Annotated in this window: 12 protein-coding genes; 5 read left to right on the top strand and 7 right to left on the bottom strand. The window is 71.6% G+C overall.

The features are described from left to right. Positions 1 to 9: 9 nt before the first annotated feature. On the bottom strand, positions 10 to 1479 hold the full coding sequence (locus ACQF4J_RS39755; protein WP_427167982.1) for an arabinose isomerase: 1470 nt from the start codon (positions 1477 to 1479) through the stop codon (positions 10 to 12). A 51-nt stretch (positions 1480 to 1530) separates the two neighbouring features. Continuing rightward, positions 1531 to 2829 carry an MFS transporter gene (locus ACQF4J_RS39760; protein ID WP_427167984.1) on the bottom strand — a complete coding sequence of 433 codons (1299 nt, stop codon included), beginning with the start codon at positions 2827 to 2829 and terminating at the stop codon, positions 1531 to 1533. A 270-nt stretch (positions 2830 to 3099) separates the two neighbouring features. Between ACQF4J_RS39760 and ACQF4J_RS39765 the strand changes: the two genes are divergently transcribed. Then, positions 3100 to 7086 (top strand): glycosyl hydrolase, encoded by a 3987-nt coding sequence (locus ACQF4J_RS39765; RefSeq protein WP_427167987.1) that lies wholly within the window; start codon positions 3100 to 3102, stop codon positions 7084 to 7086. On the opposite strand, the gene ACQF4J_RS39770 is transcribed toward ACQF4J_RS39765, so the two are convergent. Both ACQF4J_RS39770 and ACQF4J_RS39775 read right to left on the bottom strand, forming a co-directional pair. Continuing rightward, on the bottom strand, positions 7069 to 8088 hold the full coding sequence (locus ACQF4J_RS39770; protein ID WP_427167989.1) for a LacI family DNA-binding transcriptional regulator: 1020 nt from the start codon (positions 8086 to 8088) through the stop codon (positions 7069 to 7071). The two genes, ACQF4J_RS39765 and ACQF4J_RS39770, sit on opposite strands and share 18 nt — an antisense overlap. Before the next feature lie 105 nt (positions 8089 to 8193). After that, on the bottom strand, positions 8194 to 10488 hold the full coding sequence (locus ACQF4J_RS39775; protein WP_427167991.1) for an FdhF/YdeP family oxidoreductase: 2295 nt from the start codon (positions 10486 to 10488) through the stop codon (positions 8194 to 8196). 161 nt (positions 10489 to 10649) lie between these two features. Between ACQF4J_RS39775 and ACQF4J_RS39780 the strand changes: the two genes are divergently transcribed. Next, positions 10650 to 11564, top strand: coding sequence for a LysR family transcriptional regulator (locus ACQF4J_RS39780; RefSeq protein ID WP_351804738.1), 915 nt, complete (start codon positions 10650 to 10652; stop codon positions 11562 to 11564). Between the two features lie 20 nt (positions 11565 to 11584). On the opposite strand, the gene ACQF4J_RS39785 is transcribed toward ACQF4J_RS39780, so the two are convergent. The 3 genes from ACQF4J_RS39785 to ACQF4J_RS39795 form a co-directional block, all read right to left on the bottom strand. Further along, positions 11585 to 12154, bottom strand: a complete 570-nt coding sequence (locus ACQF4J_RS39785; RefSeq protein ID WP_351804740.1) for an SMI1/KNR4 family protein — start codon at positions 12152 to 12154, stop codon at positions 11585 to 11587. Positions 12155 to 12276: 122 nt separating this feature from the next. Further along, positions 12277 to 13041: an alpha/beta hydrolase gene (locus ACQF4J_RS39790; RefSeq protein WP_351804742.1), complete on the bottom strand. Its 765-nt coding sequence runs from the start codon at positions 13039 to 13041 to the stop codon at positions 12277 to 12279. 191 nt (positions 13042 to 13232) lie between these two features. Then, positions 13233 to 14078 carry an NAD(P)H-binding protein gene (locus ACQF4J_RS39795; RefSeq protein WP_351804744.1) on the bottom strand — a complete coding sequence of 282 codons (846 nt, stop codon included), beginning with the start codon at positions 14076 to 14078 and terminating at the stop codon, positions 13233 to 13235. Positions 14079 to 14157: 79 nt separating this feature from the next. On the opposite strand from ACQF4J_RS39795, the gene ACQF4J_RS39800 reads away from it, so the two are divergent. The 3 genes from ACQF4J_RS39800 (at position 14158) to ACQF4J_RS39810 (ending at position 16577) form a co-directional block, all read left to right on the top strand. Continuing rightward, positions 14158 to 14763: a TetR/AcrR family transcriptional regulator gene (locus tag ACQF4J_RS39800; RefSeq protein WP_351584210.1), complete on the top strand. Its 606-nt coding sequence runs from the start codon at positions 14158 to 14160 to the stop codon at positions 14761 to 14763. A 99-nt stretch (positions 14764 to 14862) separates the two neighbouring features. Next, entirely contained in the window at positions 14863 to 15948 is a 1086-nt protein-coding gene (locus tag ACQF4J_RS39805; RefSeq protein ID WP_427167995.1) for an S-(hydroxymethyl)mycothiol dehydrogenase, read from the top strand. Next, entirely contained in the window at positions 15948 to 16577 is a 630-nt protein-coding gene (locus ACQF4J_RS39810; protein WP_427167997.1) for an MBL fold metallo-hydrolase, read from the top strand. The genes ACQF4J_RS39805 and ACQF4J_RS39810 overlap by 1 nt, the downstream gene beginning before the upstream one ends. Positions 16578 to 16784: the final 207 nt, after the last annotated feature.

Consider the following 16784-nt stretch of genomic DNA (forward strand, 5'->3'; position numbering starts at 1 on the left):
GGGCCGGTGTCACACGTGCCGGTGGTCGATGCCGAGCAGACTCGCCGCCGCGCGGAAGTCGGCGGCACGATGGCCGACCGCCAGGGACCAGTGGTGGCCCACACCGGTGGCGCTCCAGGCGTCGACCCACTCGCCGGGGTCACGGCCGAAGTCGACACGGCTGGTGGTGTTGCCGATCTCCAGCAGCGGGCCGGGGGCGACCGTGCCCTCGGAGGTGACGAAGGAGAGGCTGCCGTCGGCGTCCTGGCCCAGACCGAGCAGCGTCACCGGGCCGTGCTGGACGTCGAACTCCACGCTGACGCCCCAGCCGCGCTTGCCGTGGTAGACCCCGAGCCCGCGCAGCAGCGGGTCGCGGGCGCTCACGGCGAGATGGGCGGGCCCGTCGTGCCCCATCTCCACTACGCCGTCCTCGAAGTTCAGTGCCTGGATCTCGGTGAAGGAGCCGCCCGCGCCCACGCTCTGCGAGGCCAACTGAGCGACGCTCGTGCGCAGTTCGTACTCGCCCGCCGCCGGTACGCCCCGGGCGGTGAGCAGGGAGGCGCCCAGGATCATGCCGGCGCCGAGCCGCTCGTGCAGCTCGCCGTCGAGGCCCCGATGGTAGTACGCGAGAGTGTCCAGGCCGAAGTCCTCCACCAGCCGGTCCAGCGCCACGGACACGGTCGCGCCCCACGCGAAGTCCTCGTCCACCACGCTGTCGTCGAGCGTGAAGACCCGGCGGGCCAGCTCCATGCGCTCCCGGGTCTCCCCCTCGCTCACCCGCTCCACCCGGTGGCGCAGATCGTCGAACTCCAGCACCTCCACGTGCGAGCCGAACGTCGTGGACAGCAGGGTCGGATCGGTCGACACGTCCAGCATGCCGGGATACAGGTGCCCCATCAGGCCGTGCCGGGCGTGCCGGAGCGCGGCGCGGACGTGCGCGGCCCTCACCCACTGCTCGATCCGCCGCCAGGCGGACTCCTGCCGCAGCCAGCCCGACACCGACCGGAAGGGGACGCGGGCCCGGCGGAAGACGTTGCCGACTTCGGGCACCGAGCACTGGGCGCAGTACGCCAGCCAGGCACCCGTGTCGAAGCGGGCGTGGTCCATCCGCTCGGTCGGCTGCAGGTCGACGACCAGGACGGGAGTGTGGGAGCGGCGGGCGACCGGCAGCACCATCGACGACGTCAGATACGTCGTCAGGAACAGCACGATCAGATCGCAGTCCGTGCGGCGCAGCCGCTCGGCCGCGGCGGCGCCCTCCTCGGCGTCGGAGACGAAGCCGACGTCGGTCACCTCCGCGTCCATCCGCCGCAGCCGCTCGGCGACGTAGCCCGCCGACTCCTTCAACTGCGGCAGCAGATCGGGGAACTGCGGCCAGTAGGTGCCGAGCCCGCCCGCCACCAGCCCGATCCGGGGGCGGCGGCGGGTCACCGGGGGGAGCAGATCGCGCAGTACGGCGGCGCGGTCCTCGCTCGCGGTCGGGGTGTCGGTCGTTGCCATCGTCGGTGCTCCTTGTGAGGTCCGCGCCCCGGGTGGGGACCGCTGCGGCGTTCAGGCCCCGGCCACACCCAGGTCCGCCGGTGCGGGTGCCGCCCGAGGGGTACGGCGGACCAGGACACGGACGATGTACACGCCCGCGACCGCCGACGCCGCCATGCACAGGGTGATCGACCAGAGGAGGAGGGACGCGCTGTACTCCATGAGGGCCGGCGTGACGAACGCGACGCCCGCGAAGACGCCCCGCGACAGGGCGTAGGTCAGACCCTGGGTGGTGCCCCGGGTGTCCGGGGGCAGGATGAGCTGCGACCACACCTTGTAACTCGCCTCGCCCGCGAAGGGGTTGGAGATCTGGTACAGCACGAAGAAGACGAGCATCCCGGCCAGGGCGCCGGCGGTGAGCGAGGCGATGCAGAAGGCGAGGATCTGCACGAGCGTGAACACGTAGAACAGCCGGTCGCGCCAGGGGGTGTCGGCCAGGCGCACGAAGACGAAGGTCAGCACCAGCGCGATCGGCAGGAAGGCCAGGTTGATACCGGTGGCCAGGCTCTGCGAGGCGCCGCTCACCGTCACCAGCAGATACGTCCCGAACTGGCCGAAGGTGTTGGCTCCGATGCCCCAGGTGACGTAGTAGAGGAAGGTCAGGGCCATCGGCAGCAGAGCGGCACGGTTCCACACGTTCTTCAGCGCGGTACCACGCGGCGCTTCCAACACGGCCGCCTCCTGGGCCACTTCGGCGACGGAGGGTTCGTCGGCCAGCTCCAGCCGGGAGCGCAGCTGCCAGGTGACCAGCGCCGCGACGGCCAGATGGCCGGTGATGCAGCGAGCCCCGGTCATGCCGGTGTCCGACAGCAGATAGCCGAGGAAGATGACGACGACGATGCCGGCCACCCACATGACCTGCGTGAAGGACACCAGACGGGCCCGGCCGTCGGCAGGGGCGGCGTCGGAGACGACGGCGAGGGAGGTCGGCAGATCCGCGCCGGCCGCCAGGCCCGCGACGAGCACACCGCCGAAGAGGACGACGTCGTTGGGCGCCAGGGTGATGACGACCGCGCCCAGCGCGAAGCAGAAGATGTCCCAGTTGTAGACGCGGCGGCGGCCGAACATGTCGGCGAGCCGCCCGCCGACGAGGGAGCCGACCGCGATGCAGCCGGTGACGATCGCGCTGATCGCGCCCGCCATCCACACGCCCATGTGGTAACTGTCGCGGTAGATGGCCAGGTTGACGGCGATGCTGACGATGAGGGCGGCATCGAGGTAGGAGGCCATGCCCGACAGGGCGGCGACCTTCCACAGGTGTTTGGGGATGGGTTGTTCGGCGTGCGCGGGGGAGCTCGTGGCTGAGGCCATGATGCGACTCCGTCGTCTGGGGAATGGCCGAGCGGAGGGGAACGTCGCGACTCTGCGGCCGGGTGGGCCGGGGGGCCGAGTCACAGTGACTGTAGGAGCCGAAAAACGTTCCAACAAGACGTGGCGCACGTAATGGCTGCGAAAGAGGGAACCGAGCATCGGTCAGGTCACCACGCTGGTGGGCTTCCTGCCGGTGTTCTACCGTGAACCGCGTATAGAACGTTTTTGATCCGTGAGAGCCTCCGAGCCGCCGCCGGAAGGACCGCATCCGTGATCTCATCCGCCCTGCAGCAGCTGTTCGACGACCCTCCCCGGGACTTCGGCCCCACACCGCTGTGGTGGTGGTCGGGAGCGAAGGTCACGCGCGAACGCCTCGCCTGGCAGATGCGCCGGTTCGCCGAGGGCGGCGTCCACAACCTCGTGGTCATCAACCTGGCCCCCGCCGGGCCCGGTTTCGGTGCCCCGGCCGACGACCCGCCGTGGTTCGGCGAGGAGTGGTGGGCCCGCTTCACCGACGCCTGCGCCCTCGCCCGCGACTCGGGCATGCGCCTGTGGTTCTACGACCAGATCGGGTTCTCCGGCGCCAACGTCCAGGGCGGGGTGACCCGCCTGCACCCCGAGGCGGCCGGGCTCGCGCTGCGCCACCGCTGGACGACCGTCTCCAACGGCACGGTGGCGGTGGGCGGTTCGGAGACCCTGGTGGGCGCCTACGCCGCCGACGGCCGGCGCCTGACCGGCAACAGCACAGGCAACAGCACCGCCAACAGCACCGGCACCGGCACCGGTCGGATCGCGGCCCCCGACGGCACCCGGGTCGAACTCGTCACCGCCGTCCCGACGGCCTTCGACTACCTCGACCCTGACTCCGTCGGCCTGCTCATGGACGCCGTCCACCACGAGTTCGACCGCCGTGTGCCCGAGTACCTGGGCAACGTCGTCGCGGGAAGCTTCCAGGACGAACTGCCCGCCACCAACTCCTGGAGCACCCGCTTCCCCAAGGAGTTCCTCGCCCGCCGCGGCTACGACCTCCTCGACCACCTCCCCGCCCTCTTCGACGCCGACCCGCCCGACGGCCCGCGGTCCGCGAAGATCCGCGCCGACTACTACGCCGTGCGCGCCGAACTCACCGAGGAGGCGCTGTTCAAGCCGCTCGCCGCCTGGCACGGGGAACGCGGCATGCTCCTGGGCTGCGACCAGAGCCACCCCGCCCGCTCCGGCTACCCGGCCCAGTCCACCCAGATCTACACGGACTACTTCCGCACCCACCGCTGGTTCAGCGCCGCCGGCAGCGACCACCACGGCGACTCGAAGGTGCACTCCTCCATGGCCCATCTCTACGGCCATGAACGGGTGTGGATCGAGGCGTTCCACTCCTCCGGCTGGGGCGGCACCCTGGAGGACACCTACGACTGGCTGCTGCCGTTCCTGCGCAGCGGCGCCAACCTGTACAACCCGCACGCCAGTTACTTCGGCACCGCGGGCGGCTGGTTCGAGTGGGCGCCGCCCTCCACCGACTGGCGCCAGCCGTACTGGCGGCAGTACCCGGCCTTCTCCCGCGCCGTCGCCCGGATCTGCTCGATCATGTCCTGGGGCACCTACAGCGCCGACGTCGCCGTCCTGCACCCCACCGCCACCATGCAGGCCCTCATCCCCCTGGACGCACCCGTCCGGCACTTCGGCGACGGCCGCCTCGGCGAGGGCCACACCGACGTCGACGAGACCCAGCACCACTACCTGGAGCTCTGCGGCACGAACAACTGGCTCCGGCCCCGGACGGGCGCCCTCGACCGGCACGGCATCTCCTTCGACGTCATCGACGACGCCTCGGTGCAGCGCGCCGCCGCCACCGAAGGAGCCCTGCGCGTGGGGGAGTCGGCCTACAGCGCGGTGCTGCTGCCCTCGGCGACGGTCCTGGAGGAGGGCACGGCACGACGGCTGACCGAACTGCTCGACGCCGGCGGCCGGGTGGTGGCCGTCGGCCGCCTCCCCGAGGCCGCGGCCGGACTGGCCGGCGACGACTGCGCCGTGGCGGCCCTGACCGCGCATCCGAGGCTGCTGCGGGCGACGGACGCCGAGGCGGGCGCGAAGGCCGTCGAGGACGCCGCGGGCCACGCGACGGCCGACGTGCCCCTGCTCGTCCGGCGGCGGGGCGAGCAGGCCGTCGCCCTGGTGACGGCGGCCTTCCCCGACGCCCGGGCCCAACCGCCCAAGGGCGACCACACCATCGACCCCGCGCGCTACGCCCGCACCAGGACCGTCACCGTACGCGCTCCGGTCGCCGAGGCCGAGGTCTGGAACCCCGCGACCGGCACCCGGCACCCCGCCCACGTCACCGTCTCGCCGCACGTGTCGGCCATCGAGGTCTCGCTGGACGGCGCCCCGGCCGCCCTCGTCGTATGGCGCGAGGGCGACCCGGTGGCCCGCGGCACGGCACGACGGCGCGAGCCGGCCCGGACGATCGACCTCTCGACCGGCTGGCAGGGCCGCCTCGTCCCCACCCTTGACAACACCTGGGGCGACCTCGCCCTGCCTGCGGACTCCGCCGTCGACCAGCCACAGATCTGGACCATGGACTGGACGGAGAACGACACCGGCTGGGGACGGACGCGGGCCACCTACGGCAACCGTGTCCGCCATCTGCCCCCGGTACCCGCCGACCGGGCCCCCGACCCGCTGGACCGTGCCACCGTCGCACGCGTCCTGACGGGCGAACTGCCGCTCGTGCCACCCGAGGAGAGGTGGGCGGTGTCGCTGTTCTCGTCGAGCCGCGGCATCCCCGACCCCGACGGTCTGCTCGGCAACAAGGGCCTGGTGACGGAGGAGTTCGTACGGGTCCCGGTGCCGGGCGCCGGGACCGTCGCCCGCGTCAGGACCATCGTCGAGACCGACCACCGCGGGTCCGCCGACCTGAACGTCGGCGCGGCGGCCGCCAAACGCGTGTGGTGGAACGGCGAACCACTGGAGACCGGCAGCGGCAGTCTGGCCTCCGCCCGCGTGGACGTCGACCAGCCGCGCAACGTCCTCGAGTACGAACTGTCCGACGCGGAGGACCGCCCCTCCCAGATCTCCGCCAAGGCCCATGCCCCGCTGGGCAGTTACTTCTGCCTCTCCCACCCGGACCGGTTCGGCCCGCGCCCGCGGTTCATGTGCCTGCCCGAGGGCGTGCGACCGGACGGCGCCGTGACCTACCGCGGGCGGCTGTCCGTCGCCGACGGCGCGGCGCGGGCGGTACTGGTGGTCGGGGCCGCGGCGGGCGTCACCGTGCTGCTCGACGGCGTCGTCGTGGCCCGGCAGGAGAAGGCCGAGTACTACGAGTCCGACTGGGGCGCGGTGCCGATGTTCTTCCGGCACGAACTGTCGCCTGCGGCGGGCGAACACGTGCTGGACGTCGTGGCGGACGGCACCCGTACGCGGGACGCGGTGTTCGTCGACCTCGTGGCTGGTGCGGCCTCGCTGGTCAGCGGCGCCGGGTGGGAGGCCCGGACGGGTTCGTGGAGTGGTCGTACCGTGGAACACGAGGGCCGCTGGGGGGAGTTGCAGCACTGTCACGCGGCGGTACGGCCGCACCCGCTGCCCGACGCCGAGTGGCTCAACGGAACTCCGGTGCTCGGGGCCCCGGTACTGCCCGTGCGCTGCACCGATGACGTCCGCGAGGCGGCACAGCGTTTCCGGTTCACCGTGCCGCCGGGCACCGTCGCGCTCGATCTGCCGCTGGCGCTGCCGGCCCGGGTGAAGGTCGACGGATTCCCCGAACAGACCCTCACTACAACCGAGTTGATGCTGAACCGACCCCTGGCCGAGGCGGCCGACGTCGAGGTCGTCACCGCACCCACGGCCGTGCTGCGCGGCGGCGGAGCATGGCGCGGGCCGGTACGGCTGCGTACGGTGCCCGCACCGCTGCCCCTGGGGGACTGGCGGTCGCTGGGCCTCGGCGGCTGGAGCGGCGGCGTGACCTACGCCCGCGAGCTGGAGGTACCCGCAGGAGAGGACCCGGTGCTGGACCTGGGACGGGTGCGCGGCAGCGTCGAGGTGGCGCTCGACGGCGAACTCGTCGGAGAGGCGTTCTGTCCGCCCTACCGCTTCGCACTGCGCGGCGCCGCCGGACGCACGGTCCGGATCGAGGTGACAGTGCGCAACACCCTGGCTCCGTATCTCGCCGAAACCACCCCGACGGCCTGGGCGTTCCCCTCCCAGCTGTCGTCGGGGCTGCTGGGGCCGGTGACGCTGACGATCCCCGGATCAGCCGCCGGACAGTGACAGGGTGGAGTCCCGCAGGACCAGCCCCGGCGCGAACACCCGTGCCTCGTGGGCGTGTTCGGCCCCCGCCTCCACCTCGTCGAGCAGCATCTCCACGGCCGCCCTGCCGAGTTCCTCGACCGGCTGGCGCACCGTCGTCAGGGTCGTGCCCACGAAACTCGCGATGTCGAGGTCGCCGTAGCCGACCACCTGCACGTCCTCGGGAACCTTCACCCCCCGCTCGGCCAGCCCGCGGCACAGCCCGGCGGCGAGGAAGTCGTTGGTGCAGAACACCGCGTCGGGCAGCTCGTCGAGACCACGGGCGATCTCCAGGCCGTACCCGACGGTCATCTCCTCCGCGACCACCTGACCCAGCCGTGCCTCGCGCCGGCTGCGCACGGCCTGCCGGGCGCCCTGGTGGCGGTCGGCGCACTGGCGTATCGACCGCTCCCCGTTGACCACGAGGATGTCGCGCGCCCCGCACTCCAGCAGGTGCCGGACGGCGATACGGCCGCCGGCGATGTCGTCGACGGAGACGGAACAGCCGTCCTGGGCGGGCATCGCCCGGTCCGCCAGCACCAGCGGGATGCCCCGCTCGCGCAGCCGCGTCAGCCGGGTGGGGTCGGCGCTGAGCGGCACCACCACGACGCCGACGGCCCGCTGCTCGGCGAGCATGGTGAAGTAGCCCTGCTCCCGCTCCGGCGCGTCCCCGCTGTGGCACAGCACGAGGGAGTAGCCGTGGTCGTAGGCGGCGTCGGCGGCGCCTCTCGCGATGCGCGCGTAGAAGGAGTTGGTGACGTCCGGCAGGACCAGGCCGATCGAGGACGAGTGGCCGGTGCGCAGGCCGGCCGCGCCGGGGTGGGGGACGTAGTCGAGCGCCGCGACCGCGTCGCGGACCCGCTCCGCGGTGCGGGCGTTGACGCGCTCGGGGCGGTTGAGGACGTTGGACACCGTCGAGACCGAGACCCCGGCGGCGGCCGCGACGTCCTGGATACGGGCGGGGCGAACCGGAATGGCGTCCACCCCCTCGCTGTGACAGCCGCGCGACCAGGCACGACGTGGTCCATGTAGGCGACGCAAGTCTACCCCGGACAGGGTTGTAACGTTTTGAGCGAGGTGCGGAGGGCACTAGCCGGCCGTGGCGGCCCGCTCCAGCCGTACGATTACGCTCTTCGACGTCGGGGTGTTGCTGATGTCGGCGACGCTGTCGAGCGGCACCAGGACGTTGGTCTCCGGGTAGTAGGCGGCGGCCGAGCCCTGGGGAGTGGGGTAGGCGACGGCGCGGAAGGCGTCGGCGCGGCGTTCCGAGCCGTCGGACCAGACGCCGACCAGGTCGACGAGGTCGCCGTCCGCGAGGCCGAGACCGGTGAGGTCGGCCTCGTTGACGAGGACGACGCGCCGCCCGCCCTTGATGCCGCGGTAGCGGTCGTCCATGGCGTAGGGGACGGTGTTCCACTGGTCGTGCGAGCGCAGGGTCTGCAGGACCAGGTGGCCCTCGGGGGCCCGCAGCAGGGTGAAGTCGTTGGCGGTGAACACGGCCCTGCCGCTGGGCGTGCGGAAGACACGGGAGTTGACGGGGTTGGGCAGGCGGAAGCCGCCGGGGCGCCGTACCCGCTCGTTGAAGTCCTCGAAGCCGTCGACGACCCGCGCGATACGGTCGCGGACGAGGTCGTAGTCGGCCTCGAACTCCGCCCAGGGGATGTCCGGTTCGGCGCCTAGGACCCTGCGGGCGAGACGGGTGATGATGGAGACCTCGCTGAGCAGGTGCCCGGAGGCGGGGGCGAGGCGGCCGCGGGTGGCGTGGACCTCGCTCATGGAGTCCTCGACCGTCATGAACTGCTCCCCGCCCGCCTGGACGTCGCGGTCGCTGCGGCCGAGCGTCGGCAGGATCAGCGCGGTGCGCCCGCACACTGCGTGGGAGCGGTTGAGCTTGGTCGAGATGTGCGCCGTCAGACGGCAGTTGCGCAGGGCGCGCTCGGTGACGTCGCTGTCCGGCGTGGCACGGACGAAGTTGCCCGCGACACCGACGAAGACCTTGGCGCGTCCGTCGCGCATCGCCCGGATGGAGTCGACGGAGTCCAGGCCGTGCGCCGTCGGCGGCGTGAAGGCGAACTCGCGTCCCAGGCGGTCCAGGAACGGCTGCGGCATCCGTTCCCAGATGCCCATGGTGCGGTCGCCCTGCACGTTGCTGTGCCCGCGCACCGGGCACACGCCCGCACCGGGACGGCCGATGTTGCCGCGCAGCAGAAGGAAGTTGACGACCTCCCGGATGGTGGGCACGCCGTGCTTGTGCTGGGTCAGGCCCATCGCCCAGCAGACGATGACGCCGCGGGCGGCCAGGACCTGTTCGTGGACCTGCTCGATCTCGTCGCGGGTGAGCCCGGTGGCGTCGAGGACCGCGTCCCAGGACGTCTGCCGGATGTGCTCGGCGAAGGCGTCGTAGCCCGTGGTGTGCGCCTCGATGAACTCCCGGTCCAGGACGGTGCCCGGTTCCTTGTCCTCCGCCTCCAGCAGCAGCAGGTTCAGCGCCTGGAACAGGGCGAGGTCGCCGCCGGGCCGTATCTGCAGGAACTGGTCGGCGATCTGGGTACCGCGGCCGAGGACGCCGCGCGCCTTCTGCGGGTGCTTGAAGCGCAGCAGCCCGGCCTCGGGCAGCGGGTTGACGGCGACGACCCGGCCGCCGCGGCGCTTGGTCTCCTCCAGCGCGGAGAGCATGCGGGGGTGGTTGGTGCCGGGGTTCTGGCCGACGACGAAGACGAGGTCGGCGTCGTAGAGGTCGTCGAGGCTGACGCTGCCCTTGCCGATGCCCAGGGTCTCGCCGAGGGCCGAACCGCTGGACTCGTGGCACATGTTGGAGCAGTCCGGCAGGTTGTTGGTGCCGAAGGCCCGCGCGAACAGCTGGAGCAGGAAGGCGGGTTCGTTGGCCAGCCGGCCGGAGGTGTAGAACAGCGCCTCGTCGGGGTGGTCCAGGGCGCGCAGTTCACCGGCGAGGAGGCCCAACGCCTCGTCCCAGCCGATGGGTTCGTAGTGGGTGGCGCCCTCGCGCAGCACCATCGGCTCGGTCAGCCGGCCCTGCTGGTTGAGCCAGTGGTCCGACCTGCGGCTCAGTTCGTCGACCGAGTGCTCGCGGAAGAACTCCGCGGTCACCCGCCGGGTGGTGGCCTCGTCGCTGATGTGCTTGGCGCCGTTCTCGCAGTACTCGTTGCGGTGCCGCTGCCCGGGGGCGGGCTCGGGCCAGGCGCAGCCCGGACAGTCGAAGCCCTTCGCCTGGTTGATGTTGAGCAGTGTCAGGGCGGTGCGTCGGGGGGAGGTCTGGCCCAGGGCGTACTTCAGGGCGTGGGCGACCGCGGGGGCGCCGGTGGCCCAGGTCTTGGGAGCCGTGACGGACAGTTCGTCCCCGTCCGGTTCGTCGAAGTCCCGCATCGGGTGACACGCCCCTTCCTGCCGATCTGCCTCCCCACTGTTCGGCCGGGCGTCCGGCCAGGTCAAAGCGGAAGTTCCGATCGCCTGACAGGCCACACCGATCACCGCTGCGTGCGCGGGCCACCGGTGCCGGCGGGTCGGATGCGGGGGATCATGGGAGGGTGCTGCTGCGTCAACTCGAGTACCTCGTCGCCCTCGCCCGTGCCCGCCACTTCGCGAGGGCGGCGCAGGCCTGCTTCGTCTCCCAGCCGACGCTGTCCGAGGGCATCCGCAAGCTGGAGGACGAGCTCGGCATCCCGCTGGTCCGACGCGGGCGCAGGTTCGACGGCTTCACGCCGGAGGGCGAGCGGGTCGTGGTGTGGGCGCGGCGTATCCTCGCCGACCGGGACGCGATGCAGGACGAGATCCAGGCGCTGCGGGCCGGCCTGACCGGCCGGCTGCGGATCGGGACCGTTCCGACCGCGGCCACGGCCGTCGCGCTGCTGACCCAGCCGTTCTGCGCGGCCAACCCGCTGGCGACCGTGCAGGTCTTCGCCGACCTGCAGTCCGTGGACATCGTCAGCAGGCTCGGCACGTACGAACTCGACGCCGCCGTGACCTACCACAGCACCGTCGTCGAACAGGGCTTCAAGTTCGTCCCGCTGTACCGGGAGCGCTACGTCCTGCTCATCCGGCGCACCGTCCCCGACTCGGGCCCGGCGGAGATCTCCTGGCAGGACGCGGCCCAGTACCCGCTGTGTCTGCTCCACCCCGGCATGCAGGGACGCCAGGTGCTGGAGGCGGCGTTCGAGACGGTCGGCGTCTCCGTCACCCCACGGGTGGAGACTGACTCGATCGCCTCCCTCTTCGCCCAGGTCAGAGCGGGCCAGTGGGCGAGCATCGTGCCGCATGCCTGGCTGCACGTCTTCGGTGTTCCCGCCGGCATGCACGCCGTACCCCTGGTCCGCCCGGTCCGCACGGAACGCATCGGCCTGGTCCTCCCCGCACGCGAGCCGGTCTCAATGATGGGCCAGGCGTTGATCGACGTCGCGGAGCGGGCGGGAATCGCCACGGTGCTGGAACAACTGCCGGACTAGGCCCGGGTCCGCCCGCCGTCTCACGCGGCGGGCGTTCGGGGCCTGACCCGGCCGTTCTCCCATGCCAGTGGGACACAGCCCGGTTCAGTACGCCGGAGGTCCGAGAAGTAGCCCGCGTAGAAGGGCTCGGGGTATGCGGCGGTGAGTGATTCCCCGAGCATCTGCGCCAGGTTCTGATCGAGCGGGAACAGGGCGTGGTCCAGACAGCACAGGTTCGGGTCCCAGCCCCACAGAGGCCCGGCCGGATCGCGGCAGTCGATCAAGGTCATGATCGCGCAGCCCCAGTCCATCAGTGGCAGGCACCAGCGCCGCTGCTTCCAGTCCGGGGAGTGCGCGGAGGCGATGGCCGCCTCCGTCATGTCGGCGAAGAGGTCCGTGCCGTACCAGTCGTGGCCGCGTACTCCGTAGACGCCCCAGCGTGGTCCGAATCCGCCGTTGGCGACCGATGTCAGCAGACGCACCAGCAAGGGTGGCAACCGGTATCCGCAGGCGGCCTCGGTCTCGGCCACCGCCTGAGGCGTGGCGGGAGGAGGAACGTCGCTCTGGGAAACGGCGCTACGGAGCGCTTCCACAAGTTCGTCCTCGGTCACGACCGCAGTCTAGGATCCCCCTCTGACACCCCTGACACCCCTGACACGCCGGCCGCGGGAGCTTTGTGGGGTGCGAGGATGCCGGCGCCCGAGGTGGTGGCCGGGCGCCGGCATCCCACCGGTCAGGCCGGAACCGTCACGGTTCGTACCAGGTGGCGGGCGAAGAACCGGACCGCGCTGTCGGCCTCGAACCGTGGCAGTTCCTTGTGCCGGCCCGCGTTGGCGTGCAGTGACTTCTCCTCGGAGGCGAAGGCGTCGAAGAGGGCGAGAGCGGCCTCCCGCGGAATGTGCTCGTCGTCCCACTGCATGTCGAACTCGACCGGGATCGTGATCCGCCGGGCCGCCTCGGCCAGGGCGTCGGGCCAGTGGAGGCCGAAGACGGCGGCGGTGATCCTCGGCTCGGCGGCCGTCAGCGGTACCCCGATCGCGGTGCCCATGTTCAGGCCGTAGTAGCCCACCGGTCCTCCGGTCCCGATCTCGGGAAGTTCCTGGAGGGCGTCCAGGGTCGCCCGCCATTCCGGTACGGCGCGTTCGGCCAGGTGGGCGTTGTAGCGGACGACGATCGGGCCGACGGGCTCGCCCGCCGCCATCGCCTGCTGCATGACGGCGATCTCCCGCTCGTCGTGCGCTGTACGCGGCCGGTCGCCGTGACCGGGTGCGTCGATGCAGGCGACGTGGAGACCGGCGCCGGTCACGAGTCGGTGCGCCCGGCCCGTCATCGCGGGCCACCTCTTGTGTGTGCCGCCGCCGTGGCCCATCAGTACGAGGGGCGCGCGGTCGGCGCCGGACGCGGGCGACCAGAGGACACCGGGGACGTCGCCCACGGTGAAGTCGCGTTCGAGGACACCCTCGGACGTCTTCTCGGCGGTGAAAAAGGAAGAGTTCATGCGTGTGCCCTTCGGGAGTGCCTGATGATCGCGGCGCTCCCGGCGACGGCTACGTCAGTCGCCCGACCGTGACGGGAGGGGGAGCACCCATATGAATACAGCGTTCACGGGTCTCACCTCCTCGCTCGGTCTCACGGCTGTCGCACGCTATCAAGCGCCCGCCGTCGCCCCAACTCCTTTTCCGCCGGGCCTCATCGGAAGGCCGCCAGGTTGCGGGCGACCCAGTCGGCGAAGGGCCTCGCCGGACGGTGCAGCACGTGCCGCACGTCGGCGGTGACCGTCTGCTCGGCCGGCAGGGGCAGCCCGAGGATGTCCAGGGTGCCGTCGACGACCTCCTCGGGCATGAACCGCGCGAGGTGGGCATGGGCCTCCTCGCGGGAGAGTTCCACGAAGGCGACGTCCTCGCCCAGTGCCTCGGCGATCACCTCGGCCTGCCGACGCGGACCGATCGCCTCCGGTCCGGTGAGTTCGTACGTCCGTCCCGCGTGCCCGTCCTCCCGCAGCGCCGCCGCCGCGACCTCCGCTATGTCGGCCGGATCGACGACGGGCAGGGCCACCTCGCCGAACGGTGCGAACACCGTGCGCCGGGTCCGCACCGACTCCGCCCAGGCGAAGGCGTTGGAGGCGAAGCCGGCCGGGCGCAGGACGGTGAAGTCCGCTCCCGAGGCGCGTACGACGTCCTCGAACTCGCGCAGGCGAGCGTGCGAAGCCGCCTGCGGCCGGGTGGAGTTGATCTGGGAGGACAGCAGGACGACCCGTTTCACACCGGCGGCCGCGACCTCGTCCAGCAGGGCCTTCGGGCTCTCGCCGCGGCTGTTGAGCTCCCCGCCGAGCACGACGAAGAACGCGTCGGCGCCGTCGAGGACCGGCCGCAGGCTCGCGGCGTACGCCAGGTCTGCCCGGGCATGCCGGACGCCGGCCGGGAGGTCCGCGGGCCGTGGCCGCCGCGAGACGGCCACGACCTCCTCGTCCGCTCCGGCCAGCAACGGCACCAGCGCCCGCCCCACATTGCCGGTCGCACCCGTCACCACGATCATCGACTTCCCCCAAGTTAGTTAGTTGACTGACTTGGAAGACCTTAGCAGCGGAACACGGCCGCTGCCTATAGTTGGTTGGGTGACTGACTCAGTGGCGCCCCGGGTGGCGCGCGCGGCCGACAAGCGGCGTCGCCTGAAGGCCGCGGCGGCCCAGGTGCTGCACGAGCGGGGTGTCGAACGGACCACGCTGGCCGACATCGCGCGCGTGGCGGAGGTCCCGGTCGGGAACGTCTACTACTACTTCAAGACCAAGGACGAGCTGGTCCAGGCCGCGCTGTCCGAGCACCGTTCCCGGCTGGACGAACTCACCGCGGCCCTGGAGGAAATGCCCGACCCGCTCGACCGGCTCAGGGGGCTGATCGCGGCCTGGGTCGAAGGGCGTGATACCGCCGCCCGCCGCGGGTGCCCCACCGGAACGCTCGCAGTCGAGCTCGACAAGCGAGAGGAGGGGACCCTCGACGCGGAGGCGGCCGCCGTCGTACGGCAGCTGCTCGACTGGGTCTCCGGGCAGTTCCGGGTCGCCGGGGTGCCCGACCCGGACGGTCACGCCCTCACCCTCGTCTCCGCCTACCAGGGCATGTCGCTGCTGGCCAACGCCCTGCGCGACCCTGAGGTCATGACGCGCGAGGGTGGCCGCCTCCTCGGCTGGATCGACTCCCTCAAGGCCGACGGGCCGACTCCTTGACCCTCGCCCACCACTCCGTGATGCTGTGTTGCGACACGTGAGATGCGTGCCGTAATGAGCAACATCGGGATCAGGTCTCGTACCAGCCGAGGAGTGGCCATGACTCATCAGGTCCGTGCTGTCGTCGCGCGCGCGAAGGGCGCCCCCGTCAGCCTGGAAACGATCCTCGTGCCCGATCCCGGCCCCGGCGAGGCGCTGGTCAAGATCCAGGCGTGCGGGGTCTGCCACACCGACCTGCACTATCGCGAGGGCGGCATCAGCGACGACTTCCCCTTCCTGCTGGGGCACGAGGCGGCGGGTGTCGTGGAGTCGGTGGGGGAGGGGGTCACCGATGTGGCGCCCGGTGACTTCGTGATTCTCAACTGGCGTGCGGTGTGCGGGCAGTGCCGGGCCTGCCTGCGCGGACGGCCCTGGTACTGCTTCAACACCCACAACGCCAAGCAGAAGATGACGCTGACCGACGGCACCGAGCTGTCGCCGGCGCTGGGCATCGGGGCGTTCGCGGAGAAGACCCTGGTCGCCGCCGGGCAGTGCACCAAGGTCGACCCGGACGCGTCGGCGGCGGCCGCGGGCCTGCTGGGCTGCGGTGTGATGGCCGGCATCGGCGCGGCGATCAACACGGGCAACGTCGGCCGTGGCGACACCGTCGCCGTGATCGGCTGCGGCGGCGTCGGGGACGCTGCGGTGGTCGGTTCCCGGCTGGCGGGCGCGGCGAGGATCATCGCCGTGGACATCGACGACCGCAAGCTGGCCACCGCGAAGCAGCTGGGCGCCACCCACACGGTCAACTCCAAGGAGAACGACGCGGTCGAGGCGATCCGCGAGCTGACCGGCGGTTTCGGCGCGGACGTCGTGATCGAGGCGGTCGGGCGCCCGGAGACGTACAAGCAGGCCTTCTACGCCCGTGACCTCGCCGGGACCGTGGTGCTGGTCGGTGTGCCCACCCCGGAGATGAAACTGGAACTGCCGCTCCTCGACGTCTTCGGCCGCGGCGGCTCGCTGAAGTCCTCCTGGTACGGCGACTGCCTGCCCTCCCGCGACTTCCCCATGCTGATCGACCTCTACCGGCAGGGCCGGCTCGACCTGGACGCCTTCGTCACCGAGACGATCGCCCTGGACGAGGTCGAGAAGGCCTTCGAGCGGATGCACGGCGGTGACGTGCTGCGTTCGGTGGTGGTGCTGTGATGGCCGCCCGCATCGAACATCTCGTCACCTCCGGGACGTTCTCCCTGGACGGCGGCACCTGGGACGTCGAGAACAACGTGTGGATCGTCGGTGACGACCACGAGGTCGTCGTCATCGACGCCGCCCACGACGCCGACGCCATCGCCGCGGCGGTGGGGGAGCGCCGGGTACGGGCGGTCGTGTGCACCCACGCGCACAACGACCACATCGACGCCGCGCCGGAACTCGCCGCCCGCACCGGGGCCCCCGTCCTCCTCCACCCGGATGACCTGCCTCTGTGGAAACAGACCCACCCCGACCGCTCGCCCGACGCCGAACTGGCCGACGGGCAGGTGCTGGCGGTCGCGGGCGTCGAGCTGACCGTGCTGCACACCCCCGGACACGCGCCCGGCGCGGTCTGTCTCCACGCGCCGGCCCTGGGGGCGCTCTTCAGCGGGGACACCCTCTTCGCCGGCGGACCCGGGGCCACGGGGCGGTCGTACTCCCATTTTCCGACCATCGTGGAGTCCATCCGCGAGCGGCTGCTGACGCTGCCCGGCGACACGGTCGTCCACACCGGGCACGGGGGGACGACCACCATCGGCGCCGAGGCGCCCCATCTCCAGGAGTGGATAGACCGCGGCTTCTGACCGCCGCCCCCCTCCGCCCCGCCACGCCCGCCGTTCCGTCCGGCCCACGCCGGACGGAACGGCGGGCTGTCGCTTTTCGCGTCTCGTATCGCGCAAGAAGTTGCGGATGGAGCAACCCGAAGTAACGGGTTGTCGTGGCGTCGGAACTCCTTGACAAGCATTCTGGGCGACCCCAGACTGATGTTGCGCTTACCGCAATCCGTTTCG

Origin of the sequence: Streptomyces sp. C1-1, assembly GCF_050214755.1 — a bacterium.
In the GTDB taxonomy this organism is placed as follows: Bacteria; Actinomycetota; Actinomycetes; order Streptomycetales; family Streptomycetaceae; genus Streptomyces.

What these genes read in the sequence shown, in the direction of transcription:
- ACQF4J_RS39760 (WP_427167984.1), bottom strand. Translation starts at nt 2,829, where the DNA reads ATGGCCTCAGCCACGAGCTCCCCCGCGCACGCCGAACAACCCATCCCC.
- ACQF4J_RS39755 (WP_427167982.1), bottom strand. Translation starts at nt 1,479, where the DNA reads ATGGCAACGACCGACACCCCGACCGCGAGCGAGGACCGCGCCGCCGTA.
- ACQF4J_RS39795 (WP_351804744.1), bottom strand. Translation starts at nt 14,078, where the DNA reads ATGATCGTGGTGACGGGTGCGACCGGCAATGTGGGGCGGGCGCTGGTG.
- ACQF4J_RS39775 (WP_427167991.1), bottom strand. Translation starts at nt 10,488, where the DNA reads ATGCGGGACTTCGACGAACCGGACGGGGACGAACTGTCCGTCACGGCT.
- ACQF4J_RS39810 (WP_427167997.1), top strand. Translation starts at nt 15,948, where the DNA reads ATGGCCGCCCGCATCGAACATCTCGTCACCTCCGGGACGTTCTCCCTG.
- ACQF4J_RS39790 (WP_351804742.1), bottom strand. Translation starts at nt 13,041, where the DNA reads ATGAACTCTTCCTTTTTCACCGCCGAGAAGACGTCCGAGGGTGTCCTC.
- ACQF4J_RS39805 (WP_427167995.1), top strand. Translation starts at nt 14,863, where the DNA reads ATGACTCATCAGGTCCGTGCTGTCGTCGCGCGCGCGAAGGGCGCCCCC.